21 protein-coding genes and 1 tRNA gene are annotated in these 25,623 nt (G+C 73.0%); 9 read left to right on the forward strand and 13 right to left on the reverse strand.

The genetic code is table 11. The features are described 5' to 3' along the window. Positions 1-116 precede the first annotated feature (116 nt). The gene (locus tag WMF43_RS04165) at positions 117-533 is read left to right on the forward strand and encodes a YkgJ family cysteine cluster protein (RefSeq protein WP_437677633.1); all 417 of its coding nucleotides are present in this window, start codon (positions 117-119) and stop codon (positions 531-533) included. A gap of 70 nt (positions 534-603) precedes the next feature. On the opposite strand, the gene WMF43_RS04170 is transcribed toward WMF43_RS04165, so the two are convergent. The 5 genes from WMF43_RS04170 to WMF43_RS04190 all read right to left on the reverse strand — a co-directional run bounded on the left by WMF43_RS04170 (position 604) and on the right by WMF43_RS04190 (position 5,154). Then, entirely contained in the window at positions 604-2,256 is a 1,653-nt protein-coding gene (locus WMF43_RS04170; RefSeq protein WP_437677634.1) for a phytoene desaturase family protein, read from the reverse strand. 58 nt (positions 2,257-2,314) lie between these two features. Next, positions 2,315-2,827 carry a hypothetical protein gene (locus WMF43_RS04175; RefSeq protein WP_437677635.1) on the reverse strand — a complete coding sequence of 171 codons (513 nt, stop codon included), beginning with the start codon at positions 2,825-2,827 and terminating at the stop codon, positions 2,315-2,317. Beyond that, positions 2,824-3,729 (reverse strand): MlaE family ABC transporter permease, encoded by a 906-nt coding sequence (locus WMF43_RS04180; protein ID WP_437677636.1) that lies wholly within the window; start codon positions 3,727-3,729, stop codon positions 2,824-2,826. Before WMF43_RS04180 ends, WMF43_RS04175 begins: the two co-directional genes overlap by 4 nt. Continuing rightward, positions 3,719-4,132 (reverse strand): hypothetical protein, encoded by a 414-nt coding sequence (locus WMF43_RS04185; protein ID WP_437677637.1) that lies wholly within the window; start codon positions 4,130-4,132, stop codon positions 3,719-3,721. Before WMF43_RS04185 ends, WMF43_RS04180 begins: the two co-directional genes overlap by 11 nt. A 239-nt stretch (positions 4,133-4,371) precedes the next feature. Then, a complete protein-coding gene (locus tag WMF43_RS04190) occupies positions 4,372-5,154 on the reverse strand; it encodes a rhomboid family intramembrane serine protease (RefSeq protein ID WP_437677638.1) in 783 nt (260 codons plus the stop codon). Positions 5,155-5,747: 593 nt separating this feature from the next. Between WMF43_RS04190 and WMF43_RS04195 the strand changes: the two genes are divergently transcribed. From WMF43_RS04195 to WMF43_RS04205, 3 genes are all read left to right on the forward strand, one after another. Beyond that, positions 5,748-6,704 carry a DnaJ C-terminal domain-containing protein gene (locus tag WMF43_RS04195; RefSeq protein ID WP_437677639.1) on the forward strand — a complete coding sequence of 319 codons (957 nt, stop codon included), beginning with the start codon at positions 5,748-5,750 and terminating at the stop codon, positions 6,702-6,704. A gap of 94 nt (positions 6,705-6,798) precedes the next feature. Next, the gene (locus WMF43_RS04200) at positions 6,799-7,974 is read left to right on the forward strand and encodes an AgmX/PglI C-terminal domain-containing protein (RefSeq protein WP_437677640.1); all 1,176 of its coding nucleotides are present in this window, start codon (positions 6,799-6,801) and stop codon (positions 7,972-7,974) included. A gap of 175 nt (positions 7,975-8,149) precedes the next feature. Next, entirely contained in the window at positions 8,150-9,634 is a 1,485-nt protein-coding gene (locus tag WMF43_RS04205) for a protein kinase domain-containing protein (protein ID WP_437677641.1), read from the forward strand. Positions 9,635-9,664: 30 nt separating this feature from the next. On the opposite strand, the gene WMF43_RS04210 is transcribed toward WMF43_RS04205, so the two are convergent. After that, positions 9,665-10,702, reverse strand: coding sequence for a DUF6268 family outer membrane beta-barrel protein (locus tag WMF43_RS04210; RefSeq protein ID WP_437677642.1), 1,038 nt, complete (start codon positions 10,700-10,702; stop codon positions 9,665-9,667). Between the two features lie 362 nt (positions 10,703-11,064). On the opposite strand from WMF43_RS04210, the gene WMF43_RS04215 reads away from it, so the two are divergent. After that, positions 11,065-11,703: a TetR/AcrR family transcriptional regulator gene (locus WMF43_RS04215; protein WP_437677643.1), complete on the forward strand. Its 639-nt coding sequence runs from the start codon at positions 11,065-11,067 to the stop codon at positions 11,701-11,703. Between the two features lie 120 nt (positions 11,704-11,823). Here WMF43_RS04215 and WMF43_RS04220 read toward each other — a convergent pair whose 3' ends face one another. Both WMF43_RS04220 and WMF43_RS04225 read right to left on the reverse strand, forming a co-directional pair. Next, on the reverse strand, positions 11,824-12,654 hold the full coding sequence (locus WMF43_RS04220) for a hypothetical protein (RefSeq protein WP_437677644.1): 831 nt from the start codon (positions 12,652-12,654) through the stop codon (positions 11,824-11,826). A 91-nt stretch (positions 12,655-12,745) separates the two neighbouring features. Continuing rightward, on the reverse strand, positions 12,746-13,996 hold the full coding sequence (locus tag WMF43_RS04225) for a chorismate-binding protein (RefSeq protein WP_437677645.1): 1,251 nt from the start codon (positions 13,994-13,996) through the stop codon (positions 12,746-12,748). 65 nt (positions 13,997-14,061) lie between these two features. On the opposite strand from WMF43_RS04225, the gene WMF43_RS04230 reads away from it, so the two are divergent. Then, positions 14,062-14,748: a TlpA family protein disulfide reductase gene (locus WMF43_RS04230; protein WP_437677646.1), complete on the forward strand. Its 687-nt coding sequence runs from the start codon at positions 14,062-14,064 to the stop codon at positions 14,746-14,748. 138 nt (positions 14,749-14,886) lie between these two features. On the opposite strand, the gene WMF43_RS04235 is transcribed toward WMF43_RS04230, so the two are convergent. Beyond that, complete coding sequence (locus WMF43_RS04235; protein WP_020732843.1) at positions 14,887-15,495, reverse strand: response regulator; 609 nt, start codon at positions 15,493-15,495, stop codon at positions 14,887-14,889. Positions 15,496-15,948: 453 nt separating this feature from the next. On the opposite strand from WMF43_RS04235, the gene WMF43_RS04240 reads away from it, so the two are divergent. Beyond that, positions 15,949-16,022 (forward strand) — tRNA-Pro (locus WMF43_RS04240). Between the two features lie 290 nt (positions 16,023-16,312). Here the strand turns inward: WMF43_RS04240 and WMF43_RS04245 are convergent. The 4 genes from WMF43_RS04245 to WMF43_RS04260 form a co-directional block, all read right to left on the reverse strand. Beyond that, entirely contained in the window at positions 16,313-19,099 is a 2,787-nt protein-coding gene (locus WMF43_RS04245; protein WP_437677647.1) for an ATP-binding protein, read from the reverse strand. A 355-nt stretch (positions 19,100-19,454) separates the two neighbouring features. Then, a complete protein-coding gene (locus WMF43_RS04250; RefSeq protein ID WP_437677648.1) occupies positions 19,455-20,462 on the reverse strand; it encodes an electron transfer flavoprotein subunit alpha/FixB family protein in 1,008 nt (335 codons plus the stop codon). A gap of 81 nt (positions 20,463-20,543) precedes the next feature. Continuing rightward, positions 20,544-21,371, reverse strand: a complete 828-nt coding sequence (locus tag WMF43_RS04255; RefSeq protein WP_437677649.1) for an electron transfer flavoprotein subunit beta/FixA family protein — start codon at positions 21,369-21,371, stop codon at positions 20,544-20,546. Between the two features lie 956 nt (positions 21,372-22,327). Then, positions 22,328-23,158: a hypothetical protein gene (locus WMF43_RS04260; protein WP_437677650.1), complete on the reverse strand. Its 831-nt coding sequence runs from the start codon at positions 23,156-23,158 to the stop codon at positions 22,328-22,330. 589 nt (positions 23,159-23,747) lie between these two features. Here WMF43_RS04260 and WMF43_RS04265 point away from each other — a divergent pair. Continuing rightward, complete coding sequence (locus WMF43_RS04265) at positions 23,748-24,599, forward strand: hypothetical protein (RefSeq protein WP_437677651.1); 852 nt, start codon at positions 23,748-23,750, stop codon at positions 24,597-24,599. A 2-nt stretch (positions 24,600-24,601) separates the two neighbouring features. Further along, entirely contained in the window at positions 24,602-25,615 is a 1,014-nt protein-coding gene (locus tag WMF43_RS04270) for a hypothetical protein (protein WP_437677652.1), read from the forward strand. The last annotated feature ends 8 nt before the right edge of the window (positions 25,616-25,623 follow it).

Consider the following 25,623-nt stretch of genomic DNA (forward strand, 5'->3'; position numbering starts at 1 on the left):
AGCGTCCCCGCGCGCACTTCGCCGTCGCGGAGGCTTGCTCGTCCGCGTATGCTCTGCTGCCTTCCGGCGAGCGTCCCGCCTCTCTCATCCAGCATTGGCTGCCCCCCTCACGATCAATGACGACGACCCTCAAGGCCAAGCCCCGCGTCTCGTACGACTGCTCGAAGTGCCCGGCCTACTGCTGCTCGATCTACGAGCGGGTCGAGGTGAAGCCGCGCGACATGCGGCGGCTCGCCCGTCATTTCGGGCTCACGGTCGAGGAGGCCGCGCAGCGCTTCACGAAGCGCTACGGCGCCGAGCGCATCCTCCGGCGGCAGACCGATCCGCTGCTCGGGCGCGTCTGCCGGTTCCTCGATCTGACGACGCGCGGCTGCACGATCTACGAGGCGCGGCCCGAGGTCTGCCGCGACTATCCGGGCCGGCCGCGGTGCAGCTACTACGACGTGCTCCAGTTCGAGCGCGAGACGCAGGGGGAGCCGGACGTCATGCCGCTCGTCCAGATCACGTTCCGGTCTCGGACGCCAGCGGGGTAGGCGGCGGGCGGGCCGATCTGCCCAGCCCTGTCCGAGGAGGGCCTGCCGTGGTCGTGTCGGGGGAGCAGCGTCAGGCCACCTCGTCCAGCTCCGCGCTTTCTGTTGGCTGTTCGCTCGCCTGCCGCCGCTCGGGGAGCCACTCCTCCGGGTGGTCGGCGGGGTAGATCCGGAGCGATCCGTCCGCTGGCCCGAGCAGGTCCTCGGCGCGGGCGACGCCCGCGATGCGCTGCGCGGCCAGCAGGCCGGACATCGCGGCCCCGGCCACCCCGTGGCTCAGCGTGCTCGCGCCGCACTGGTACAGGCCCGGGATCTTCGTCCCGATGGAGAACGACAGCGGACCGACCTGCCAGGGGGTCTTGGAGGTGCCGTAGGCGGCGCCGCGGTGCGACGCACAGTAGAAGTCGTTCGTCAGCGGGGTCGCGACCGAGCGGAACACGATCGCGCGGGAGATGCCGGGGATCACGTTCTCGGCGGCGGCGATCAGCTGATCTCCGAGCGCCGCCTTGAGCTTCTCGTAGTCCGCTCCTCGCTCTCCCGTGCTGCTCCCCTCCCACCGGTTGAAAGGGCCGTGGGGCACGAGCGTGAACATCTCGATCGTGTGGTGGTCGCCCCGCGTCGGGTGGCCCGGGTCCTTCAGCGTCGTGATCGTCAGGAACAGGCCGTCCACCTCGCCGCGCGGCAGCTGGTATTCGGTGCGCTCGTAGATTCGGCCCACGTCCGCGGTGCGATACCACCAGTAGTTGCCCGAGTCGTAGCCCATCGACCGGAGGTCCATATCCACGGCGCAGAACACGCTGAGCAGGCTGACGGAGTACTCCATCCGCTCGAGCTTGCGGCGCTCGCGGACGGTCAGCTCGGGCGGGAGCAGCTCGCCATAGGTGATCGCCGGGTCCGCGTTCGACACCACGTTGCCCGCGCCGAGGATCTCGCCGCCCTCGAGCTCGACGCCGGCCGCGCGCCCGCGCTCGACGAGGATGCGCTTCACCCGCGCGCGCATCCGGACCTCCCCGCCGAGCCGGCGCAACGCCTTGATCATCGCGAGCGGAATGCGCTTGGCGCCGCCGCGCGGGTAATACCCGCCGTCGAAGTAATGGGACATGACGCTCGCGTGGAGCGGCAACGACACGCGCGACGGCGGGAGTCCATGATCGCCGCTCTGCGCGGACAGGATCGCCCGGAGCATGGGATCGCGGATCGTCGCGTCGAGCAGATCCTCCTGGGTGCAGATCCCCCAGCGCAGCAAGGTCGGCGACCTGAACGGCGCGAGCAGGATCCTCGGGAACTCGAGCATCGTGTCCATGCGAGCGAGCTCGTCGTTCAGCCCGCGGAGGACGCGGAAATACCGCTTCAGCCCTGCGGCCTCGCGCGGGAAGCGCTCCACGAGCCGGTCGAAGAACCGCTCGAACCCCTTGGGCACGTCGAACCGCTCCTTGCCGATGAGCAGGTGATCGAACCCGTCCGGGTTGAGCTCGCAGAACTCGAGATCTCGCGACACCCCGAGCCCTTCGTAGAGCCGCCTCACGGCGCCTCCCGGACCGAGCCCGCCGATGTAGTGGACCCCCGGGCTGAACAGATACCCGTCGAGCGAGAAGCTGTGGGTCCACCCTCCGGGCAGGTAGTGCTGCTCGACGACGATCACCTTCTGCCCCGCACGCGCGAGCGCGAGGGCCGCGGTGAGCCCGCCGGAGCCTGATCCGATAACGACCGTATCCGCGTGCTTCATGAGTTCCCCTCGGACTCCGATGCTCGCGAGGAAAGCCTGGTGGCGCCCGCGCTCTCGGCTACTTGCCGCCGTCCCGCGCTCCGCCGTCGCGCGCTCCGCCGTCCGCCGGCGCGCCCGCGTCCGGCGGCGCCCTGTCCGCCTTCTCCATGTTCGTGAGCGGCAGCGGGCAGATGACCGGCACGGCGCGCGCCGGGGTCTGCGCCGACTCGCGGATACACGTCTTGCCCGTCAGGCGGAGGCGCTCGCCGACGAGGAGGTCAGGCGGGCACAGGACCGTCTGGGACGCCGACACGAGGTCGCCGTCGATCCAGAACGTCTCGCAGCCCTCGTCCGTCCTCCGCAGGTGGTAGTAGCGCGTCGGGCGCCGCGGCGCGGGCGTGCCCTCCGCCGCGAGGGCGGCGCCGCCATCGCTGCTCGGCGCCCCCGCGCCCTCTCCCCCGGCGTCGCTCCGGCACGCTCCAAGCCCGGCGAGTAGCCCGGCGAGCAGCGCGGGCACCAGGACAAGGAGCGATGTGCGCCGGCGCAGCAGCGTCGGCGGCGTGCGGGCGCCCTCCGGAGCGGCCGCGCTCACCGGCTCGGGAAGAAGAGGATGGACATCTTGGTCAGGAAGAAGTCGGCAATCAGGATGGTGATCGACGTGACCACCACCGTGCGTGTCGTCGACTGGCCAACGCCTTCCGTTCCGCCCCGCGTGATCAGCCCGAAATGGCACCCGACGAGCGCGATGATCGCCCCGAAGAACGGGGTCTTGTACATCCCGCTGAAGTAATCCATGAACGTGACGGAGCCGAGCGCCGTCCGCAGGAAGAACCCGGCGGGGATGCCGAACTCCGTCGCGCAGATCAGCATTGCCCCGCCGAACCCGAGCACGAGCGCGAACGCGCCGAGCACGGGCATCACCACCACGCTCGCGAGCAGCCGCGGCACGACGAGCTTCTTCAGCGGGTTGGCGCCGAGCGCGCGGATCGCGTCGATCTGCTCGGTGACCGCCATCGACCCGACCTCGGCCGCGATGCCGGCGCCGATGCGGCCGCCGACGATGACCGCCGTCAGCGTCGGCGCGAGCTCGCGCGAGAAGGACAGGCCGATGATGCGGCCTGTGTACTCCATGCCGCCGAACTTCTGCAGGCCGATGGCGAACTGCACCGCCATGACCATCCCGACGAACAGCGCCGTCACCGACGCGATCGCGGCCGAGCGGACGCCGAGCGACTCCATCTGATACACCGTCGAGCGCACCTCGAGCGGCCGATCGAACATGGCCTTGAGCGTCCCCCAGAACATCCGACCGAACTGGTCGAGGTGCTCGACGAACCCGACCGCCTTGTCGCTGAGCGTGACGATCAAGGAGGGGAGCGCCGGAGGCGCCAGGCTGGCCGATGACGGCGGCGCGAGGCTGGTCGACGACGGCGGCGCCAGGCTGGTCGAGGAGGGGGGCGGCGCCTCCTCGGTCTTTTTGCGCTCAGTCGTCATGGGCCGGCAGGGTCGAGAAGCCGCGGACCATCCGCGTGAACGCCGGCTCGCCGGCGGCGTAACGGGCAGGATCGGCGATGAGGAGCATGTCGTAGACGCAGCCGTTCTTCTTGAGCACCCAGACGTCGAACACCTTCGGCACCCCGTCGAGCTTCGCCGAGAGGACCGTGTGCATCGCCTCGCGGCCGTCGAACGGCACGACCTCCTGCTTCAGCACCTCGCGCTCGGTGAAGTGCAGGAAGAGGTGGTTCGTCAGCGAGACGAGCGGCACGTCCTCCTCGTTCTTGCAGCGCCCGTTCAGCGCGATCGTCGCGCCGTTCTCGTCGTCGCGGTACGCCACCGCGGCGTCGGACACCGCGAGCGGCTTCCAGCTCGCCGGCGCCGGGGGTACGCGGAAGGCCACGTCCGAGCCGCGGTAGACGGTCCCGTCGAACGACGGGCCGCCGCAGCCGGCGAGCGCAAGGGCGAGGGTGAGGGCTCTGGCACGGCGGTCCGCTGTCGCGGCCGCCGGACGCGCGGCGGTGGGGCGCCTTCGAAGGGGTCGTCGCATCGCTGCGGGCCGGACGCTACCACGCTTTTGCATCGTGGGCGAACCGCGAGCGCCCGCGCTCCGTCCGGCGGCGGGCGCGCCGCGCGCCGCCGCTACCAGCTCCAGGGATCGCGCCGCCGCGGCGCTTCCCAGGGGCCGGCGCGGCGGGCCGGCGGGCGCCGCGGCGGCGCGCGCCAGTGCTGCCAGCGCTCGTGCTCGCGCGCGGAGCGCCCGACCATGAACAGGTGGACCAGGATGAGCCCGGCCACGAACCCCCCGAGGTGCGCGAAGAACGCGACGCCGCCGCTGCGCAGGCCGATCGAGCCCAGCCCGTTGAGCAGGTTCGCCACGAAGTACTCGAGGATGACGAGCCACGCCGGCAGCTCCAGGAACAGCCCGAAGACGAACCACAGGAGGAAGATCGGGTTCAGCACCGTGATCGGCGACCGCGGGTAGAGCGACGCGTAGGCCGCGAGCACCCCCGAGATCGCCCCCGAGGCGCCCACCATCGGGATCGTCGACCCCGGGTCGATGACGATCTGCGCGCCCGCGGCGGCGATCCCCGACAGCACGTAGAACGCCGCGTAGCGCAGGCTGCCCATCGCGTCCTCGACGTTGTCGCCGAAGATCCAGAGGAACAGCATGTTCCCTCCGAGGTGCGCCCACCCCGTCGGATCGTGCAGGAACATGCTCGAGAACACCGTCCACCAGGCGTCGGTCGGCTCGCTGAGCAGCTGCACCGGCACGAGGCCCCACACCGAGAGCAGCCGGTCGGGCCTGAACCCGGCCGAGATCATCGACCGCAGCCAGAAGAACGCGAGCAGGTTGAGCGCGATCAGGAGGTAGTTGACGACCGGCACCTTGCGGGTGGGCAGCTGGTCACGGAGGGGCAGCATCGCGGTTTACTTAAGCACGCGGGCTCGTGACAGCATCCGCCCCCCCTTGTGATCGACCCGGCGCTGATGTCCGAGCTGCGCCTCCACGACACGTCGACCCAGAAGCCCGCCCCGCTCGTACCGCGGCGGCCCGGCGAGGTGCGCGTGTACTGCTGCGGCCCTACGACCCACGACGCCGCGCACGCGGGGGCACGGCCGCGCCGCGCTCGCGCCGGACGTGCTCGTCCGTCACCTGAGGGCCCGCGGCCTCCGCGTGGTCTGCGCGCGGAACATCACCGACGCCTCGGCACGACCCGGCAGGCGATCGCGGCGAAGCTCGCCGAGCGCGCCGAGGCGCGGGCGGCCAGGGGCTTCGCGCGGGGCGACGCCATCCGGAGGGAGCTCGAGCGCGACGGCATCGAGGTCGCCGGCGCCCCGACCGGTACGACTTCCGGGGGAGCGTTTGAGGCGCTCCGGCGCGGCGCGCCCGCCGCCCGCCGATCTCTGCACCAGTGGACGAAAACCACAGGTAGATCTAGGTTCTCGCCCGATGCTGGCCGACGGCGGCCCGCGTCCCCGGAACCCACGGCATCCAGGAACGATAACGGACGACCATGGCTCGTGATCTCTACTCCGTGCTCGGCGTCTCGCGCGATGCGGACGAGGACGCCATCAAGAAGGCGTTCCGCAAGCTCGCGATGAAGTACCACCCGGACAAGAGCCCGGGGAAGGCCAACGAGCAGCGGTTCAAGGAGATCAACCAGGCGCACGAGGTGCTGAGCGACAAGACGAAGCGCGCCCTCTACGACGAGTTTGGCGAGGAGAGCCTGTCGCAGAACTTCGACCCCGAGCGCGCCCGCGCCTACCGCCGCTACGCGAACGCCCGGTCTGCGGGCGGCGGCCGCGGCCCTGGCAACTTCGACGTGCAGGAGATCTTCGGCAACGCCCCCGGCGGCGGCGACTTCGGCGACATCCTCGGCGACCTCTTCGGCCGCGCCCGCGGCGGCGGGGGCCGCCGCGGCCAGCCCGCGCGCGGCCGCGGCAGCGACGTCGAGCAGGACCTCACCATCGACTTCGTCTCGGCGGTCCGGGGCACGACGCTCCAGCTCCAGCGCGCCGACGATCCCGAGCCGGTGACCGTGCGTGTCCCGCCCGGGGCCGCCGAGGGGAGCCGCCTGCGGATCCGCGGCCAGGGCAACCCGGGCCTGGGCGGCGGCGAGGCCGGCGACCTGCTGCTCAACATCCACGTCACGCCGCACCCGTTCTTCAAGCGCGAGGGCGACGATCTCCACCTCGAGGTGCCGGTCACCCTCGTCGAGGCCTACCGGGGCGACAAGATCCGCATCCCGACGCCCGACGGCGAGGTGACGGTGAAGATCCCGGCGCGCACCCAGACCGGTCAGATGATCCGGCTGCGCGGCAAGGGCATCGCGCGGAAGGGGAAGGAGCCGGGGGACCTCTACCTGAAGTTCCAGGTGCACGTCCCGACCGTCGACGACCCCGAGGTGGCGAAGGCGATCGAGTCGCTCGAGGGCAAGGTGGAGGCGCCGCGGGGCGATCTCCGGTTCTGAGCGCGGGCGGCCGTCCCCTGCGGACGGCGCGCCTTGGCGCGTCGTTCCGGGCAGGCGCCGCGCTCGGACCGCAACGGCGGTGGACTGGTCTCTCGTGATCGACGCTCGAACCCTGCTCGCGGCGGCCGTCGCGCTCTCCGCGTGCGCCGCCCCGGCGCCATCGCCTCGCGATCCGCGCGCCTCCGCCGCGCCGGCCGCGGCCCCGCTTGCGCCCGCCGCGGCCGGGCCCGCGCTCGCGGGAGCGCGTCCTGCGCCCGCCGGGGCGGGCGTGCCGGCGTCCGCCGCCGCGCCCGGCGATCCGCGTGCGTCCGGCGACCTGCACGTATCCGGCGATCCGCGTGCGTCCGGCGACCCGCACGCACCCGGCGACCCGCACGCGTCGACCGACGCCTCGCCCTCCCCGGACGCCTCGCCCGCGTCGGCCGTCCCGCGCGGCGCGCCGCGGGGGCCCTCGATCGAGATCGACCCGCCCTACAAGCTCGGCCAGCGTCCGGCGCCTCGCGGCCAGGCCGAGACCGCGGAGCGGGACCGCTGGAACGCCGGGGGCAGGGGTGATCCGCCGGCGCCGCCCCCTCCGGCGGAGGGGCACCCGCTGCCGCGGATCATCGTGGACATCGACAAGGTCAAGGGGCCGCTCAAGGCGCGTGACGTCGAGCGCATCGCCCGGCGGCACCTCTGGATCCACGTGTACTCGTGTTATCGCCTGCGCGCGTACAGGGAGCCGTCGCTCCACGGCAAGACGACCGTGCGCCTCACGGTGAGCCGCGCCGGCAAGGTGACCGGCGCGCGCGCGACCGCGTCCACGCTCTCCGCGCCGGACGTCGTCGCGTGCCTCGAGCAGCGCGCGCGCTCGCTCCCGTTGCCCCGGGCCAAGGCCGGCTCGACGGTCGTGGCCTCGCTGCAGGTCTACCCGGGCGACGAGCCGGTCGAGCCGCCGCCGTCCGTCCTCGCTCCCGGCCCGGGCGAGCTCCGGCCCGAGGTGATCACGGCCGCGCTGGCCGACGCGCTCCCCGCGTGGCGCGGCTGCTACGAGGCGGCCCTCGCGGGCGCGCCCGCGCTCTGGGGCCGCCTCGCGATCCGTTTCCATGTGACCGCCGCCGGCGCCGTCGACGAGGCCTTCGAGGTCGAGTCGCACTTCCCGGACGAACGCATGACCCGCTGCGTGCTCCGGCGCGCGCGTGCCCTCACGTTCCCGGCGCCCGAGGGCGGCGACCTTCGTTTCGTCGCGCCGCTCCGCTTCTCGCCCGAGCCGCAGCCCTCCGGACGGTAGCCGCTCCGCGCGTCGGCGCATCCGGTCCGCGCGTCCTCGCCGGGCCGTACCGCGCCGTGAGAACGCTCACGGCGCATTCACCGCCCCGGCCTCGGCGCGCCAGATATCTGCTGCCTGAAATTGCGACCCCCTGACCCTATGTGCAACTTTACCGTGGGGGAGGAGGCTCAGGTACATGGATATCTCACCGGGCACCGTGGTTGGGGGGAAGTACTTGCTTGAGAGGCAGCTCGTGCGTCCTGGCGCGCGGGTCGTGCGCGACCGAGGTTCGGTCTGGGTCGCGCACGACCCGCAGCGAGGCGTGCGGGTCGCCCTCAAGCTCTTCCTCTCCGACCCGCCCGGCGCCGCGGCGGAGCTCCTCCGGATCGAGCGCGGCGTCCGCGCTGCCGCCGGGGTCACGTCGCCGCACGTCGCGCGCGTGGTCGATCACGGCGCCGACGGCGGTGTGGTCTACCTGGCGATGGAGCTGCTCGCCGGCGAGGATCTCGCGGCGCGCCTGCTCCGTCGCAGCCGGCTCTCGCTCCAGGAGGCCGCGCGCGTCGCCGCGCAGGCCGGCGAGGTGCTCCGGCGCGCGCACGCCGCGGACCTCCTCCACCAGAACCTCCGCCCCGAGAGCCTCTTCCTCGCCCTCGACGGCGGCGAGGAGATCGTGAAGGTGCTCGACCTCGGCCTCGCGAAGGGGGTCGCGCCGCGGCTCGCCGACGACATCGCGGCCGAGGCGAACGCGAGCGCGCTCCACTACCTCAGCCCCGAGCAGATCCGATCTGGGCGGACCCTGGATACGCAGACCGATCTCTGGTCGCTCGCCGCGGTCCTGTTCCGCGCGGTCACCGGCCAGCTCCCGTTCCCCGGCGAGATCGCCAGCGTCGTCGCCTCCAAGATCCTGCTCGCGCCGCCGCCCGCGGCCACGCAGCGGGTGCCGAGCCTGCCTGCCGCGCTGGACGGCTTCTTCGAGAAGGCGTTCGCGCGCGACCTGGCGCGGCGTTTCCGGTCGGTCGAGGAGATGGTGGAGTCGTTCGTCCGGATCGCGGAGCTCGCCCCGCCTCCTTCGTCCGGCGTCTTGCGCCCGCCCCCCTCGGCGCGCGCCCTGGCGATCGCGCCCGCTCGCGCGGTGCTCGCGGCGCTCGCGAAGGCGAGGGCGGCGGCCGCGGGCGCGCCGGCGGCCGACGTCGCCGCCGTCGCCGGCGCGCCCGGGGCCGCCGTCGCCGGCGCGCCCGCGGCCTCGATCTCCGCGCCGCCGATCGAGGTCCGCAGGGCGGCTCCGGACACGCAGCTCAGCGCGGAGAGGCCCGAGGTGCCGCTCGAGCCCAGCGCCCCGCCCGCGCGCGGCCGGTGGGTCTTGCTCGCCGGCGCCGTCGCCGTGCTCGGCGCCGCGGCGCTCGCGACCACCTCGCGGCTCCCGCGCGCGACGCCGGCGCTGGCGGCCAGGACCGGCGCCGGTGCGTCCGTGCTCGCCGCCTCGTTCGCCGCGCGCGAGGCCCTGCCGCCCCGCGCCACGCCCGCGGCGGCGCACCCCACGGCGCTGCGGCGAGCGCCCGTCGCGTCGCCTGCGGGCAGCCCCCGCGCAGCGGCGACCGCGCCGCGGCGCCCGGTGCAGCCGCGCCCTGCGCGCCCCGCGCCCTCGGCCGGCGAGGCGGTCAGGGCGACCCCCGCGGACTGACCGGTCCACACGCACACCCGCGGCCCGCGCTTAGCTCCTCGGGAGGCGCCACGTCACGCCCGCGCGGAAGAAGAACACATTGGGGATGTTCTGCCCGCCTCCGGGAATGCCGTCGTCGTCGACGTTCATCGGCTCGAAGCGACGGAGCAGGCTGTGCCCCGCGTGGGCGGTCAGCCACACCGACCCGAACGTCCGCACGCCGAGGGTGACCCCCGCGGTCGCGACCGAATAGGCGATGTGGTCGACGCACCGCTCGGGCAGCGCTGACCGCTCGTCCTGCTCGGTCGCAGGGTCGTCGGCCGGCTGGGCCGCGCAAGGCCACGCGCCCGTCACGCGCGCGTCGCGCACCGCGTAGGCGTTCCCTGCCACGTCCGCGCGCAGGCCGATCTCGACGCGATCCGAGAACGTGAGCTTCGCCGCCGCGAAGCCCGGAAGGAAGGCCTCGAGCCGGAAGTGCGGCGTCGGCGTCCAGTCGACGTAGGCTGCTGGCAGCGGGAGGAACGAGCCGAAGCTGTACGACGCGAGCGCGCCGCCCCCGACGACGAGCTGCTCCGACAGCACGTGGGTCGCCAGCGCGACCGCGCTGACGCGGACGAGCCCGCCGTCGACGCGCTCGAAGTCGCCTGCGAGCCCCGGCGCGACGCGCAGCGAGAGCGACCAGTCGCGGGGGAGGAGCTGGACGAACAGCACGGGGACATCGACGGAGTGAAATGCCCGGAGCTCGTCGAAGCCGGGCAGGGCGCCGGCGTAGGAGACCGCCTCGACGTGGTACGTCGCCCCGGGGATCAGGAAGGTCTTGTCTCCGAGGGGGAGCGGCGCGTTGACGCTCACCTCGTACGACGTGACCTGCGCCCGCGTGGGCCGCGGGTCCTCGAGCGCGGCGCCCGGCATGTACTGCGCGCTCAGATCCACGAGGTCGGGGAGCTGGCCCCACGCCGCGCCTCCCGCGAGGACCCACAGGAGGGGCGCGAGGGCGATGAGCCGCGCGGGCCGCGTGCTCCGGCGGGAGGAGCCACCCCATCGCCGCGCCTCCACGGAGCGCGCGGCGGCGTGATCGCGCCGCCTCATCGCGCCACCCGCTCGTCGAGCCAGTCGAAGAGCCGCGCCTGGGCGAGGAGCTGGTTGCCGCCCTGGCAATGCACCTGCGACGCCGTGCTCGCGTCGAACACCATCATGTGCTTCGGGCACGTGAGCGCGCCGTAGAAGCGCTCCGACTGCCCCGGAGACGCGTCCTCCGCGCTGCGAGCCGGCGCCGGCCCGCGGCGAAGGCGAGCGCGGCCGTGCTGCCCGCGACGACCGTGTGGGTGAGAAATCTCCGCCGATCGATCATCGGTGCACCTCGCACGCCTGGTGAAACGTTCGATTCAAACATATGTTTATATGGTTGACACTCAGGTCGGGTCTCGTCAAGGTGTGTTTGAAACAATTGTATGAACGACCGAGACCGCCCCGCCCAAGCGGAAGACCCACGGCAGCGGCTCGTCGCCGCCGCGATCGATCAGATCGAGAAGCACGGCGTCGGGCAGGCGACGGTGCGCAGGATCGCGGCCGCGGCCGAGGTGAACATCGCCGCGGTGAACTATTATTTCCGATCCAAGGAGGCGCTCCTCGCGGCGGCGCTCGAGGGGACGATCCGCCACATGCTCGCGGACAGCGAGGAGTTCCTCGCCCGGATGCCCGATGATCCCGAGGACGCGCTCAGCGGGCTGCTCGGCTACTACCTCGAGGGCAGCCTGCGTTACCCGAACGTGGGCAGGGCCCACTTGCACGACGCGTTCCACGCCGACGACTACACCGGAGCATTCCCGACGCTCTTCGCGCCGGTGATGGTGCGCCTGCGCGATCTCGTCCGCGCGGCCGTCCCCGGGCTCGAGGAGCGCGCGGCCGCGCGGCGTGTGGTGGCCGCGCTCTCGGCGGTCTTCTTCCCGGCGTTCTTTTCGGGGCTCTATGCAGGGCTGAACGCGCTTGGCTCGCCGGCCGACCGCCTGGCCTACGTGCGCGAGCTGGCGCGGCAGACCCTGGCGCCCTCGGCGCCCCCGCCCCGCAGCAGGCCGCCGAAGCGCGGGTGATCCGCGGATCGAGCGCGCCGGGGTTCACCCTGGTTCCCCCGTCCACCTTCGACCCCGGCGCGCCGCCGCCGGCCCGCGGCGCTCTGGCTGCCTGTGGGGCGATGAGGAGGGCTTGCGCCGTCAGAACCCGATGTCTTCGCGGATGGCGACCACCATCTTGCAGTGGTTCACGAGGTCGGCCGTCGTCATGACCTCGTTCGTGTAGTTGAGGCCATACGGCCAGAAGTGCTGGCGGTCCGCGTGCACGACGTCGCTCTCGTTCCCCGTGATGGCCCTGAGCTGGCCCGTCGCCGTCGCGCCCGTGAAGACGCCGTCTCTCACCAGGGCTCCGAACTCGTTGCTGCCGACTCCGAGCGTATGAGAGATCTCGTGCATGGCGGTGATGTAGTTCATGGAGTCGCGCGAGCCGAACCGGATGGATCCGTTGACGTTGCCGTCGGCCGTCTGGACCGACGGCTCGTAGGACACCGACAGGCGCTTCTCGATGGTCGTGTAGCAGTTGTAGTGCGACAGCGCTTCATCCATGGCGCTCGTGATCCTGTCGTACGCGGCCTGCTGCTCCGCCGTCGGCGCAGTCGCCCTCGCGAGCGTGTAGGTGATTCCGCCCTCTCCCACGCAGCCCGTCGTCGCGCCGCCGCCTTCGCCGCCTTCGCCGCCGGCACCCGCGCCGCCGGTGCCCGCGCCGCCGGTGCCGTCACCACCGGTGCCGTCGCCGCCCGTGCCGCTGCCTGTGCCCGCCGCCGCTCCTCCCGTCCCGGCGTCCCCACCGGCGCTGCTGCTCGCCGACGTGGCGACGCCCGGCCCGGCGCCGCCGCCGCTGCTGTCGGCCGCTGCAGGGCTGTCGCCCGGGTCCGAGCACGCCATCGGTCCAGCCGCCGCGAGTGTCATTGAAACCAGGATCGCCGCCGCGCGCCGCAGCACGCTGCTCCTCGGGTCGCCGTTCTGCTTCATGCGCTCCAATTCCCGTTCGTGCGCTTGTAGATCTCGGGACGGGCAGCAGCACGTCCGCCACCACGCAGCAGCGCGTCTGCGACCCGCGCGACTACGCAGCGCCGCTCTCCCCGCCTCGCGCCGCGTCGTCACCCGCCGCGGCCTTCTCCGCCGCGGCCTTCTCCGCCGCGGCCCTCTCCGCCGCGGCCTTCTTCTCCTCTGCCGCGTCGCGCGCCTTGCGCGCCTCCTGCGCCGCCCGGATCGCCGAGAGCGGGCCGCGCGCGTCGCGGCGCGTCCGTTCGGCCTCCGCGTCGGGGTCGCTCCCGTTCCCGATGCGCGCGCCGGTCATCATCTCGAAGTACCCATGCTCGAGCCAGACGGCGCCGAGCGTGTGCGCGACGTCCGCGCCTGCCTGCCCGAAGTACCCGATCGCGCCGCCGTAGATCTTCCGCGGGCCGTTCTCGAGCTTGCGGGCGAGGGCGCTCGCGCGCGCCGCGGGGGCGCCGATCGCGCTCGCGGCCAGCAGGGCGGCGCGCGCCGCCTCGATCGCCGACGCGCCGCCCGCGCGCGGCCCGGCCTCGTCGCGCTCGGCGCGGACGAGCGTCTCCCCCGACGCGCCCGCGATCGTGAGCCCCGGCGCGAACGGGGACTCCGCGAAGTCGAGGAAGTAGAGGTGCTGCGACGGCGCGAGCAGCCGCAGCGCGCGGTACACGTCGAACGGGTCTGCGCCCCGGAGCGGCGCCCGGAACCTGCGGGCGAGCACGACCTCCTCCGCCGCGCCCGCCGCGATGTGCTCGCGCACGGCGGCCACCTTCGCCGCGTAGGCCTCGTCCGTCAGCTCCGTCTCGAGGTGCTCCGGCAGCGCCTCCGGATCGGGCGTGGGCAGGCTCTGCTGCTCCGGCCCGTGCGACATCTCCCAGGCGCAGCGGTTCACGGCCCCCTGCGACGCGCCGGCGATGGTCATCGTCTGCGCCGCGCTGTCGAACACGACCACGGTCGCCTCGCTCATCGTCCGGCCGAGGTACACCTCCGTGGGCCACGGCTCGACGCCCATGAGCTGGTGCACCGCGTCGTAGCAGAGGAATCCGACCATGGACTGGCTGACGCGGGCCGCCAGCTCCCCCGGCTCGCTCGGCGCGGCGAGGTCTGCGGCCAGGCTCTCGAACGGGTCGAACCCGCTCGGCAGGATGCTCTCGGAGCGCGCCCGGTACCCGAGGATCGCGTAGCGGCCCCAGCGCTCGCCGGAGGGCGCGGACTCGAACAGGAACGATGACCGGCCCGGCGACTGGGCGCGGAGCGCGGCGTAGGCGCGGACCGGCGTCACGTGGTCGGCCGGCAGGGTGCGGATCACCAGGGAGCTCATCGCGGCCCAGGCTACACGACGTTGCGCCGTCGGGCGAAGGGGGCCAAGGTACGCGCGAGATCCCCATGCGACGCGCGATCGCCCTCTCGTCCGTGCTCGCCCTCGCCGCCTGCCTCTCCGCCTGCGGCGGCGCCCAGCCCACCCCGGACGACGCGCGCACCACCGTCGTCTCGCTGCAGCGGATCGACTGCGAGGAGTGCGGCGCCGAGCTCGTCGAGGATCTCCGCGAGCGCCCGGGCGTCTACGGCGCCACCTTCGACCGGCGCCGCGCCGAGATCGCCGTGACCGCGTCGCCCGCGTTCGACGTCAACGGCACGGTGAAGCGGCTCGCCGCGGACGAGGGCTTCGAGGCGGTGATCGGCGCCGGCAAGGGCCAGTACCTCGGCTGGGCCACGTTCCCCGAGGGCGCGGACGCGCAGACGATCGCGGACGGCGGCGCCGACATCCCCGACCTCGGCGTCCACGTCGTCCGGGGCAAGGTCACGGTGATCGACTTCGCCGCCAACTGGTGCATGCCGTGCCGCAAGCTGGACGCCCACATGGCGAAGGTGCTCGAGACCCGGCGGGACATCGCCTACCGCAAGCTCGACATCGTCGACTGGGACACGCCGCTCGCCCAGCGTTACCTGAAGAAGGTCCCCAAGCTGCCGTACGTGATCGTCCACGACGTGAACGGCGCGCCGGTGGAGACGATCGCGGGCCTCGAGATCGAGCGGCTCGACGCGGCGCTCGCGCGCGCCGGCGCGCGCTGACCGCGGCGATCGTCGGCGTCGCGTCGTCGCCCTGGCCCGCTCGGCCGCGGCGAGCGGCGCCATCGCGCGGTCGCGATGTCGCCCTCGCCGCGGGGGAGCGGCGCGCGCCGCCGCCCCGGTGTCGCCTGTCGGCGAGCCTCAGTAATGGCCGAAGAGGTCCTGGATGCGCGACTCGAGCGCGACCGCGATCTTGTAGAGCGAGGAGATCGACGCCGACGACTCGGCGCGTTCGATCTGCGAGAGCAGCGAGACGCTGAGCCCGGTGCGCCGCGCCATCTGCTTGAGCGTGAGGTCCTTGTCCTTGCGGAGGTTCCGGATCGTGTCGCCGATGACGCGGTGGAGCTGCTCCTCGGGCGTCCGCGCGAGGCCCTTCTTGCGCATGACGCGGGCGAGCACCTCGCGGAACTCGTCCACGTTGAACGGCTTTTTGATGTAGTCGACCGCGTCGAGCTTCATGGACGCGACGGCGCTCTCGAGGTTGGGGAAGCCGGTGAAGATGACGACGGCGATGTCGTTGTCGACCTTGCGAATGCGCTTGAGGACCTCGATGCCGTCGAGCTTCGGCATCATCAGGTCGAGGATGATGAGGTGGTAGCCGCCCGCGCGGACCTCCTCTTCGACCGTCGTGGGATCGCCGAGCGTCTTGACCTGATATCCGTCGCGCTCGAGCAGCGTCTGCATGTAGTCACAGATCGCCCGGTCGTCGTCGACGATCAGAATGCGTACAGCGGGGAGCTCAATTGCCACCTGTTCCTCCTCTCACGACCGCCGAAGCCGGTCGCCCTGGTCCGTTCTGGAAGGGCCCGCGACGGCGGTCCCTTGCTCATCGTTGCCGGAGCAGCGCGCGAGGCCCTCACCGGCGCCACAGGAGCCTCGCTCCCTGCTTCCTCTAGGCAACATCGGGATTCCAGTGACACTTTAACACGGCCTGAGCAAGGTCTGCTCGCGGGTTTTTTCTTGCGATCCGCCGATTCCTGGCTTCGTGAAACGTCCGGGGCGCCGGGTGGGGGCGGAAGTCTCTCTGTTTCCGCGGGGTTCCGCCCGGTGCGGTGCGACGGCGTCCATGTGGGTACGGGGCGGTTCACGCGGCGTGTTCACGTGGCGGGCACGTGCCCCTCAACATTTCGTCTTGACAAGAGGCCCGACCTTAGCGATGTTGCGCGCCCGCAGTTCGGCGGGCGTTGCTCTCGCAGCAGCGTACGGGGCGTAGCGCAGCCTGGTAGCGCACTCGGTTCGGGACCGAGGAGTCGGAGGTTCAAATCCTCTCGCCCCGACTCAGTTTCGGCACTCCAGCAGGTGGGATCGTTGCAGGGCGGCCTGACGCCGCCCTTGGTGGCTCGCCGGCCGCGTCGGACGCGGTCGCGTGCTGCTGTGAACGCCCGCCTCGCTGCCGCCGCGAGCCCTGGGCGCTCGCGCCTGTCGCGTCTCTCGGAAGGCCGTAGGCTCGAGGAGAGGGGGGTCTTCGCGCGGCGCGGGGGAGGGCCGTTGCGTGCACGGCAAGGGTCTTTCCGGAGGCCGTAGGCCCGAGGAGAAGGGGTTCTTCGCGCGGCGCGGGGCCCCGCCGCTACCCCGTGCGCCCGGCCAGGTTGGCGATCACCGCCGCGAGCTCCGACGCCTCGATCGGCTTGGGCACGTGCGACTGGAACCCCGCCAGGAGCGCCCGCGTCCGGTCCTGGGCGCTCGCGTACGCCGTCAGCGCCGCCGCCGGGATGCGCCCGCCGTGCTCGGGGCTCTGGGCGCGCAGCCGGCGGATGAGGCTGTAGCCGTCCTCGCCCGGCATCCCGAGGTCGCTCAGGATCACGTCGGGCTTCTCGCGCTCGATCGCCGACAGCGCCTCGGCCACCGTCGCGACCGCGGTGATGCTCGCGCCCTTGCGCTCCAGCACCGTCGTGACGAGCTCCCGCGCGTCCGGCTCGTCGTCGACCATGAGCACGCGCAGCCCTTGCAGCGTCGGCTCCGCCTCGGCCGGCGCGCCGCCGAGCAGCGCGTCGGGCTTCCGGAGCGCCGCCATCGCGCCGCGGGGCGCGAGCGGGATGTCGACCGTGAAGGTCGCGCCCTTGCCCTCCCCGCCGCTCTCCGCCTTCACGGTGCCGCCGTGCAGCTCGATCAGGTGCCGGGCGATCGCGAGCCCCAGGCCGAGGCCGCTGTGCGGCCGCGTGCTCGTGCTGTCGGCCTGCCGGAAGCGGTCGAACACGTACGGCAGGAACTCGGGCACGATGCCCTGCCCGTTGTCGCGCACCTGGATCCGCGCGAGCCCCTCGGCCTTGCTCAGCTGGATGGACACCTTGCCGCCGCGCGGGGTGAACTTGATCGCGTTCGACAGGAGGTTCCACACCACCTGCTGCAGCCGCGTCTGGTCGCCCGAGATCGGGCCCGCGGTCGCGTCGAGCTGCACGGCGAGCTCGATCCCCTTCGCGTCCGCGCCGTGGCGGACCGCGTCGATCGCCGCGTTGATGATCGGCGGCAGGTCGATCAGCATCACGTCGAGCCGCAGCTTGCCCGTGATGATGCGGGACGCGTCGAGCAGATCCTCGACGAGCTGCGCCTGGAGCGTGCCGTTGCGCTCGATCGCCTCGAGCGCGCGCGACTGCGTGTCCGGCTTGAGCGAGCCCTGCCGGAGCATGCGCGCCCAGCCGAGGATCGCGGTGAGCGGCGTCCGGAGCTCGTGCGAGAGCGTCGCGAGGAACTCGTCCTTGGCGCGGTTCACCTGCTGCGACTCGCGGTAGAGCTGGGCGTTGTCGAGCGCGAGCGCGGCGAAGTTGCAGAGCTCCTCGGCGAGCGCGAGGTCGTCGAGGAAGTAGCGACGGCTCGGCTCGGTCGACAGCAGCGTGATCGCGCCGCGCGTCCGGCCGCGCGCGCGCAGCGGCACGATCATCGCCGAGCGCACGCCGAGCTCCCGGAGCACGGTGAGGTACATCGGGTCGTGCGCGCCCGACCAGCACTCGTTATCGCCCTTGGGCTCGCTCCTCGGCTCGGAGCTGGGCCCGGACTGGGGCGGCGAGGCGCGCAGCCACGCCATGCTGTCGACCTCCGGGAGCAGGAGCGACTCGCCGCACCGGAGCACCGCGTGCACCGCGCGCGGCACCTCGGGATCGGCCGGGTAGCGGGCCGCGAGCTCCTTGCCGAGCCCCTGCCGCGAGGCGCTCGCGTGCACGGCGGCGAGGCGGCTCAGCGAGCCGTCGGGCTCCACGATGTCCACGAGGGCGGCGTCGGCGATGTGCGGCACCGCGAGGCGCGCGACGTTGGCCAGCGTGGTGTCGTACTCCAGGCCCGAGAGCGCGAGCTGCCGGCTCGCCTCGCCGATGAAGTAGCGGCGCTTGTCGGCGAGCCGCTTCTCGGTCACGTCGCGGAAGACGAGGACGAGACCGACGAGCTCGCCCTCGTCGCTCCGGATCGGCGCGCCGCTCGAGTCGATCGCGAGCTCCGAGCCGTCCCGGCGCAGGAGCAGCGTGGTGTCGTCGAGCCCGATGATGCCGCCGTAGCGCAGCACCTCGGTCACGGGGGCGTCGAGGTCGTTGCGCGTCTGCTCGGAGATGACCCGGAAGACCTCGGAGAGCCTGCGGTCCTTCGCCTCCTCGAGCGACCAGCCGGTCAGCTTCTCGGCGACGGCGTTCATGAAGTCGATCCGCCCCGAGCCGTCGGTCGAGATCACCGCGTCGCCGATGCTCTTCAGGGTCGTCGAGAACTTGGTCCTGCTGACGCGCAGGTCCGCCTCGAGCTGCTTGAACTGGGTGATGTCGGCGAAGATCGAGACCGCGCCGAGCATCTGGCCGTCCGGCGAGAACAGCGGGGCGCAGCTGCCGAGCAGCATCCCGTGGGAGCCGTCGAAGCGCTGGAAGTGCACCTCCTCGGCGGGGACGGTCTCCCTGAGGGTGAGGCACCGCGCCATCGACCAGTCCTCGGCCGCGAACGGCCGGCCGTCGGGGTGGAAGGCGCGGTAGCGCCCCCAGCCCTCGACGTTGTCGGCGGTGGCGCTGCCGGCCCAGATGCGCTCGGACGCGCGGTTCTGCAGGATCAGCTTCCCCTGGGTGTCGGAGACGATGATGCCGTGCGGGCTCTCGCTGAGGAGCGCGTCGAGCAGCCCGCGGTCGTGCTGGCCGCTCGCGCGCAGCCGCTCCACCTCGCGGCGCAGCGCCTCGACCTCGGTGTCGACTGGCGGCACCGACGCGGTGAGCGGCGTGAGCTCGAAAGAGGCGCTCGCGGTCGGGTCGACGCTCGCGATGACGCGGTCGATCTCGGCGAGCGCCGGGCCGATGAGCCGCCGTTGCTCGGCGCTCCCGGCCGCCTCGTGGATCAGCGCCCGGGCCTGGGAGAGCGCCGCGATGATCGGGGGGTCCGAACGCTCGGGCATGGCTTCAAGGGATCCCACGGCGGCCGTACGCGAACAAGATGCTACGAGCTCGGTACGACACGGAAATTCTCCCGTCCCGGGTTTCACCTCGCTTCGACCTCGCCTCCGCCAGCGTTCGTCTTCGTTGGACGGACTCCCGTGGACGGGCTCCTGCTGTCGATCGGGGTACCGCCGCGCAGCTGGCCGGGGCACCGCCTGCGTGCTGTCCGGGCGGCGAGGCCCACCATGGCGGGCCGGCGTGCGGCCCCGGGCGGGCGGCTGCGCGGCCTCGAGCGGGCGGCTGCGCGGCCTCGAGCGGGCGGCTGCGCGGCCGCCGCTCTGCGAGCGGCCGGCTGCGCGCCGCCCGGGCGAGCGGTCAGCCGCGCGCCGCCTGGATCTGCTTCACGAGCTCGGGGACGGCCGTGAAGAGGTCCGTGACCAGGCCGTAGTCGGCGACCTGGAAGATGGGCGCGTCGGCGTCCTTGTTGATGGCGACGATCACCTTCGAGCCCTTCATCCCGGCGAGGTGCTGGATGGCGCCCGAGATGCCGACGGCGACGTAGAGCGACGGCGCGACGACCTTGCCGGTCTGGCCGACCTGGAGGTCGCTGGCGGCGTAGCCGGCGTCGCACGCGGCGCGGCTCGCGCCGACGGCGGCGCCCAGGACGTCCGCGAGCGGATCGAGCACCTCGTTGAAGCGCTCCTTGAGGGCGCGGCCGCCCGAGACGACGACCTTCGCCTCGGCGAGCTCGGGCCGCTCGCTCTTCACCTGGTCGAACGAGACGAACTCCACGCGCTCCGCGGCCGCGCTGGGCGGGACGACCGCGACCTGCTCGATCGCCGACTTCGCGCCGGTGGGCTCGGCGGCGGCGAACGCGCTCTGCCGGACGCTCACGACGTGGACCGGGGTCGCGACGGTGCAGATCCCGTACGCGTTGCCGGCGTACATGGGCCGCTTGTACTTGAGCGAGGACCCCTCGGAGGGGGCCGCGGACGCGGACCCCCGACCCGCGTCGACAATCAGCTCCGAGATGTCGCTCGCGAACCCCGCCGAGAGCCGCGCCGCGACGCGCGGGAGCAGGTCCTTGCCGTAGGCGCTCGCGGTGCCCACGACGATCTTGGCCCCCTTGGCCGCGGCCGCGACGGTCGGCACGTAGCGCTCCGCGACGTAGTCCTTGAGCGCGCCGGCCTCGGCGACGAGCACCTTCTCTGCGCCGAGCGTCGCCGCCTCCGCGGCCGCCTCGCCGAGCGAGTCGCCGATCACGAGGATCGCGTACGTCCCGCCGAGCGCCGCGGCGGCTTGCCGCGCGAACGTGACCGCGGAGTGGGTGGTCTTCTTCAGCTTTCCATCGGCGGCCTCGGCCACCACGAGAACGTCAGCCATGATCCCTCCTGCACCTCGTCATGTGGTGTCGGTCGGTCCCCCGCGCCGCGCGCGGGGGGACGACCTGCCCTCGTGGTCCCTTCAGAGGACCTTCGCCTCGTTCTTGAGCCGCGTTACGAGCTCGCCGACGTCCTTCACCTTGATGCCGGCCTTGCGCGCCGGGGGCGGCTGGAACGCGTGGTACTGGACCTTCAGCGCCTGGTCGGGCGCGAGGTCCGCGAGCTTCACCTCGGCGAGGGGCTTCTTCTTGGCGGCCATGATCGCGGGGAGCGCCGCGAAGCGCACGCCGTCGTTGTACTTGAACGTGGGCGCCGTCTTCGTCGAGTAGACGCTGGTCGGCGCGACGATGCGGAGGTCGACCGTGACCACGGCCGGCAGCCGCACGCGCAGCGTGGCGACGCCGCCGTCGACCTCGCGCCCGACGAGCAGGGCGCCCTTCTCTTCCTTGAGGGTCGCGGCGAAGGTGGCGAGCGGCCAGTCGAGCAGCTCGGCGAGGATCTGCCCGACCTGGTTCGAGTCGCCGTCGACCGCCTGCTTGCCCATGAGCACGACGTCCGGCTTCTCGCGCTCGACGAGCGACTTCAGGGCGCGCGCCACGAGGTCGCCGTCGAGCTTGTCGTCGGTGACGTCGACGCGGATCGCCTTGTCGGCGCCGGTCGCGAGCGCGGCGCGGAGCGTCTGCTCGGTGTCCTTGGGCCCGAAGGTGACGACGACGACCTCGCCCGCCCGCGTCTTCGGCGCCTTGCCGTCCTCGGTCAGGCGCAGCGCCGCCTCCAGCGCGTATTCGTCGAACGGGTTCGGCTTCCACTCGAGCCCGGTCGTCTCGATTTTGTCCCCCGAGGCGGGGATCTTCACCTTGTTCGCGTTATCCGGATCGGCGACGCGCTTGAGCGGAACGAGGATCTTCACGGCTCGGTTGGCTCCTGTAGCTTGAGGGTGACGCAGAGCGTAGTCCGCCCGGTGAGGGTCGCGCTACACGGCTGGCGGGCTGGCGGACTCCTGTAGGGTGTCCGGCGAGCCTGACTGGAATAGCACGCCTGAGGCGGAGGAAACCGGTCATGGCAGGGCCGACGTGATGCGTCAAGGCGGGCGCGGCGGTTCTGTTGTGTGTGGCGCACGTCGGTGAGGGTGCGGTGTGCTCCGCACCACGGCGCACGCGGCACGGTGCACGCGGCGGGGGGAGGGGCATCGGCGGCGGCGTTGGCCGGGTGCGGCTGGGTCCGGGCATTACGCGTCCACGCCCACCCGACGAGCGCCGGGGCGAAGGTTGGTTGACGTCAAGGCGTGTCGCCGGGCGGGCCCACGAATGCGAACCGTTGTGCGGGGCCTGCCGGCGTGGGCCGTGACAGATGCGAACCGTTATGGGGGCCTGCCGGCGGGGCCGCTACGGATGCGAGCCGTTCCAGGGGGCCTGCCGGCGGGATAGTGCAACGGATGCAAACCGTTATGGGGGGCCTGCCGGCGGGGCCGCGACGGACGCGAACCGTTCCAGGGGGCCCGCCGGCGGGGGCCGCGACGGACGCGGACTGTTACAAGGGGGCTTGCCGGCGGGGGAGCGCAACGGACACGGTCCGTCGCGAGAGCCTGGCGGCGGGGGAGCGCAACGGACGGGGTCCGTCGCGAGGGCCTGGCGGCGGGCGAGCGCAACGGACACGGTCTGTCGTGAGGGCCTGGCGGCGGGGGAGCGCAACGGACACGGTCTGTCGTGAGGGCCTGGCGGCGGGGGAGCGCAACGGACACGGTCTGTCGTGAGGGCCTGGCGGCGGGCGAGCGCAACGGATGGGGTCCGTCGCGAGGGCCCGCCGCCGGCAGGGCGTCGGCTCCGGCGGCGTGGTCGGAGGACACGCGCCGCCGGGACCGGCACGTCAATCCACCGCGGCCACCGGCGCGGCCTCGTCGAGCGCGGGCTCGGCCGCGTCGCCGTCGTCCGGCAGCGCGCCGCTCTCCGTGTCGGCCTCCTTGCTGCCTGAGCGACGGCGCTCTGCCTTGGCCACCTCCCGCTGCAGCGGCGCGAGCAGCCGGCGCGTCGTCTCCGGGTCGGCCGACTCGAGCTCGAGCATCTGAAGCACGCTGCGCACCACCTTGATCCATCGATTGCGCGCCCGGAGCTGGCCGCCGCGCGGGTCGATTGCGCCCTGCTTGGTCTCCCTGTCCTGCCCCGCCAGGTGGATGCGCTGCGCGTCGAGCTGTCCGAGCTCGTCGCCCGCGGCGAACCACGCCTGCACCGCCTTGAGCAGGTTGCCCCCCGGCACCGGCAACGCCTTGAGCGCCGCCTTCGACTCCGGCGTCAACCGGTCGCGCGCGAGCTTCACCTCGCCCGCCTCGTCACTGTAGCTCGCCGAGATGAACTTGAGCCCGTCCGCGAAGAGCTGATCGCGGATCTCGATGTAAATCGCCGCGTCCTCGGGATCGTCGGCGAGGTCCGCGAAGCCGGTGAGCACCGCGTGGGCGCCGCGCGCCTTGCGGTCGTGGATCTGATCGACGGCGACCTGCCTCCGCTGGATGTCGGAGAGCTCGTCATTCGGCTTCTTCTGCTTGCGGTGCGCCTTCAGGATGCCGTCGTGCGCGGCCTCGACATCGTCGATGAGCGGGGCGCACCGCTTCAGCGAGAGGAGGCGCGGCCGCTCGCGCTCCGGGTCGAGCCATGCGGCGGTGATCTGGACCATCTGACGAGGAGAGAGATCTTTGAGAGCCACGGTGCCTCCTTGGTTGTCCTCCGGCGGCGCTCGCCGGGGAATGCACCATCGGCCAGGCTCTCAGGCGCGGGGCCGAGCTGTAAAGATCTCCATGGCGAAGGAAACGTGCCTTCTCCAGCCGCCGTAATAATCCACATCGCCAGCGGACCCCCGAATCCCTGTCTCCCGTCCCCCACCGTCGGCCTCTCGCCTTGCATCGTGCGTCTCGCGTCTTCCGTGCGCCTCCCTGGTCGTTCTCGTGCTCCCGCCTGCGTGCCTCGTATCCAGGGCAGGCGCTCGAGGAGCGCCTGATAGGCTGTCTGCTCGAGTCGAGCATGCCCTCGCGCGCCCGTACACCATGGACCCGCGCGGTCGCTCGTGCGACGTGGCGGGCGGTCGGCAGCGCCTCCAGCGCGCGCTCCTGATCGGGGTGAGATGGCGAGGGCGGCCGGCGCGGGGTCACCGCCGCCCACCGGAGGTCCCGTCGCGGCGGCGCCGGCGCAATTTTGTTGTCCGAACCGTCCCGTGCTCGTGATTGTCCTCCCTGGAGAACGCGCCGGTGGCACGCCGCACCTCAGACATCCCAGGCCCTCTCGACGATGTGAAGGGCGTGCTGGACGGGACCCGGTACCGGGTCCTCCCGGGCGCTCGGGCGCGGGGGGCGGGCGAGGGGGCCGAGGCGGAGCCCCGCGGGCTCCGGAGGGGCGTCGTGGTGACGCTCGTTCACCGCGCGCTCGCTTGCGACCCGCGGTTCGCCGACCGGGGGCGGCTCGAGGGGCCGGCGCTCGTGGCAGTGTCGTCGCCCCACGGTGCGGCGACACCGCCGCCGGCGGCGCGGGGCGGCGCCCGGAACGCAGCGGTGCTCGACCTCGACGTCGCGAGGCTGCTCCCGGGAGCAGCGCCGCCGCTGCTCCTGGCCGGGCCGGCGTACCCGACCCAGGGGGGATGCCTCGTCGGAACACCTCGCACCGCCTCGCCGGGGCGGGGCCGGTGCGTGCCGGTCGACGATCCGGCCGACGTATATGCCGTCGGGCTGTTGCTGTATACGCTCGTGGTGGGGCGCGGCTCGTTCGCCCACGTCGAGGATGCCTTGGACCTGCTGCACGCGGATGTTCGAGAGACGCCGGCGCCTCCGTCGCGCCACGCCGCGCAACGCGTTCTGCCGGCGCTGGACCGGGCCGTCCTGAAGGCGCTCGCGAAGCGGCCGGAGCACCGGTTCCAGGGCGCGGAGGCCGCTCGCCGCGGAGCTCGCGCGGCTCGCCGCCTCGCTGCCGGAAGGGCGGCCTGCGGCGCCGGCGGAGGCGTCGGCCCTGGACGCGCGGCCGTTCGCGCAGCGGACGCTCGCGAGTACGGTCGCCGCGGCGAGGCTGCGCCGGCGGATCGAGGGAGCGCGCACGAGGGCTCGGGCCCCGGCGGTGGGTACAGGCCGCAATTCCGGTCGCTGAGGAGAAGGGTCTTCTGACGATGGGCAGCAACAAGAACAGCGACGACACCCGGAAGAACCTGCCGGACACGGACAACAGCCGGCACGAGGAGGGGCTGGACGAGCGGACGCTCAAGCAGACGCTCGACGATCCCGAGCTGGTGCAAGCGCTGGCCGAGCTGAAACAGCTGCGACCGGGAGGGCGGCCGCTGTTCGAGTTCCCGGTGAAGCCGGCACCGCCCAAGGGGCAGAGAGGCGCGCAGGGGACGGCGGCGGCGCAGGACGCGGCGGCGGCGCAGGACGCGGCGGCGGCGCAGGACGCGGCGGCGGCGCAGGACGCGGCGCCGTCGACGGTGCGGGGCGCTGCGGCGACGAGCTCGCGGTCGGACGGTGGCGAGCCGTCGATCGACGAGACGCTGCCGCCGGTCGCTGCGCCGCCGATGGACACGCCGGCACCAGCGGCGGCGCCCGGGGCAAATGTCGTCTCCAAGCGCCGGCGAGGGCTGCCGTGGTGGGTCGTCGCGCTGCTCGTGGTGTTCGCCGTGAGCATGCCCGTCGCGACGCTGATGATCGTGCGGCGCGCGACGGTGGCGGAGGAGAAGGAGCCTGCGCCGCCGCCAGGTGAGGCCGCGCCGTCGCCAGGTGAGGCCGCGCCGCCGCGCGGTGCGGCCGCGCCGCCGCCAGGTGAGGCCGCGCCGCGCGCTGCGGCCGCGCCGCCGTCGGGTGCGGCCGCGCCGCCGTCGGGTGCGGCCGCGCTGCCGTCGGGTGCGGCCGCGCCGCCGTCGGGTGCGGCCGTGCCGCCGCGAGGTGAGTCCGCGCCGCCGCGAAGTGAGCCCGCGCCGCCGCGCGGCGAGCCCGCGCCGCCGGTTGCCTCGGATGCTCCCACGCCGGCACGGGTCGAGCCGGGTCCCGTCGGCGAGCGGGTCGAGGGCGCGCCGCCGACCGCCGTGCCGTCCGTGTCTGCGCCGCCGCAGACGGCGTCGCCTCGCCCCTCGGAGGCGCCGGTCCCGCCCGCGCCCCCGAACAAGCCGCTCGCCGACGACGTGCTGGAGTGAAACCGCGT

It is taken from the genome of Sorangium sp. So ce131, from assembly GCF_051519095.1.
GTDB lineage: Bacteria > Myxococcota_A > Polyangia > Polyangiales > Polyangiaceae > Sorangium.

Coding starts and splice junctions, on each gene's coding strand:
- WMF43_RS04210 (WP_437677642.1), bottom strand. CDS start 10,702: ATGAGGCGGCGCGATCACGCCGCCGCGCGCTCCGTGGAGGCGCGGCGA.
- WMF43_RS04230 (WP_437677646.1), top strand. CDS start 14,062: ATGCGACGCGCGATCGCCCTCTCGTCCGTGCTCGCCCTCGCCGCCTGC.
- WMF43_RS04180 (WP_437677636.1), bottom strand. CDS start 3,729: ATGACGACTGAGCGCAAAAAGACCGAGGAGGCGCCGCCCCCCTCCTCG.
- WMF43_RS04170 (WP_437677634.1), bottom strand. CDS start 2,256: ATGAAGCACGCGGATACGGTCGTTATCGGATCAGGCTCCGGCGGGCTC.
- WMF43_RS04165 (WP_437677633.1), top strand. CDS start 117: ATGACGACGACCCTCAAGGCCAAGCCCCGCGTCTCGTACGACTGCTCG.
- WMF43_RS04195 (WP_437677639.1), top strand. CDS start 5,748: ATGGCTCGTGATCTCTACTCCGTGCTCGGCGTCTCGCGCGATGCGGAC.
- WMF43_RS04250 (WP_437677648.1), bottom strand. CDS start 20,462: ATGGCTGACGTTCTCGTGGTGGCCGAGGCCGCCGATGGAAAGCTGAAG.
- WMF43_RS04225 (WP_437677645.1), bottom strand. CDS start 13,996: ATGAGCTCCCTGGTGATCCGCACCCTGCCGGCCGACCACGTGACGCCG.
- WMF43_RS04190 (WP_437677638.1), bottom strand. CDS start 5,154: ATGCTGCCCCTCCGTGACCAGCTGCCCACCCGCAAGGTGCCGGTCGTC.
- WMF43_RS04205 (WP_437677641.1), top strand. CDS start 8,150: ATGGATATCTCACCGGGCACCGTGGTTGGGGGGAAGTACTTGCTTGAG.
- WMF43_RS04215 (WP_437677643.1), top strand. CDS start 11,065: ATGAACGACCGAGACCGCCCCGCCCAAGCGGAAGACCCACGGCAGCGG.
- WMF43_RS04270 (WP_437677652.1), top strand. CDS start 24,602: ATGGGCAGCAACAAGAACAGCGACGACACCCGGAAGAACCTGCCGGAC.
- WMF43_RS04245 (WP_437677647.1), bottom strand. CDS start 19,099: ATGCCCGAGCGTTCGGACCCCCCGATCATCGCGGCGCTCTCCCAGGCC.
- WMF43_RS04220 (WP_437677644.1), bottom strand. CDS start 12,654: ATGAAGCAGAACGGCGACCCGAGGAGCAGCGTGCTGCGGCGCGCGGCG.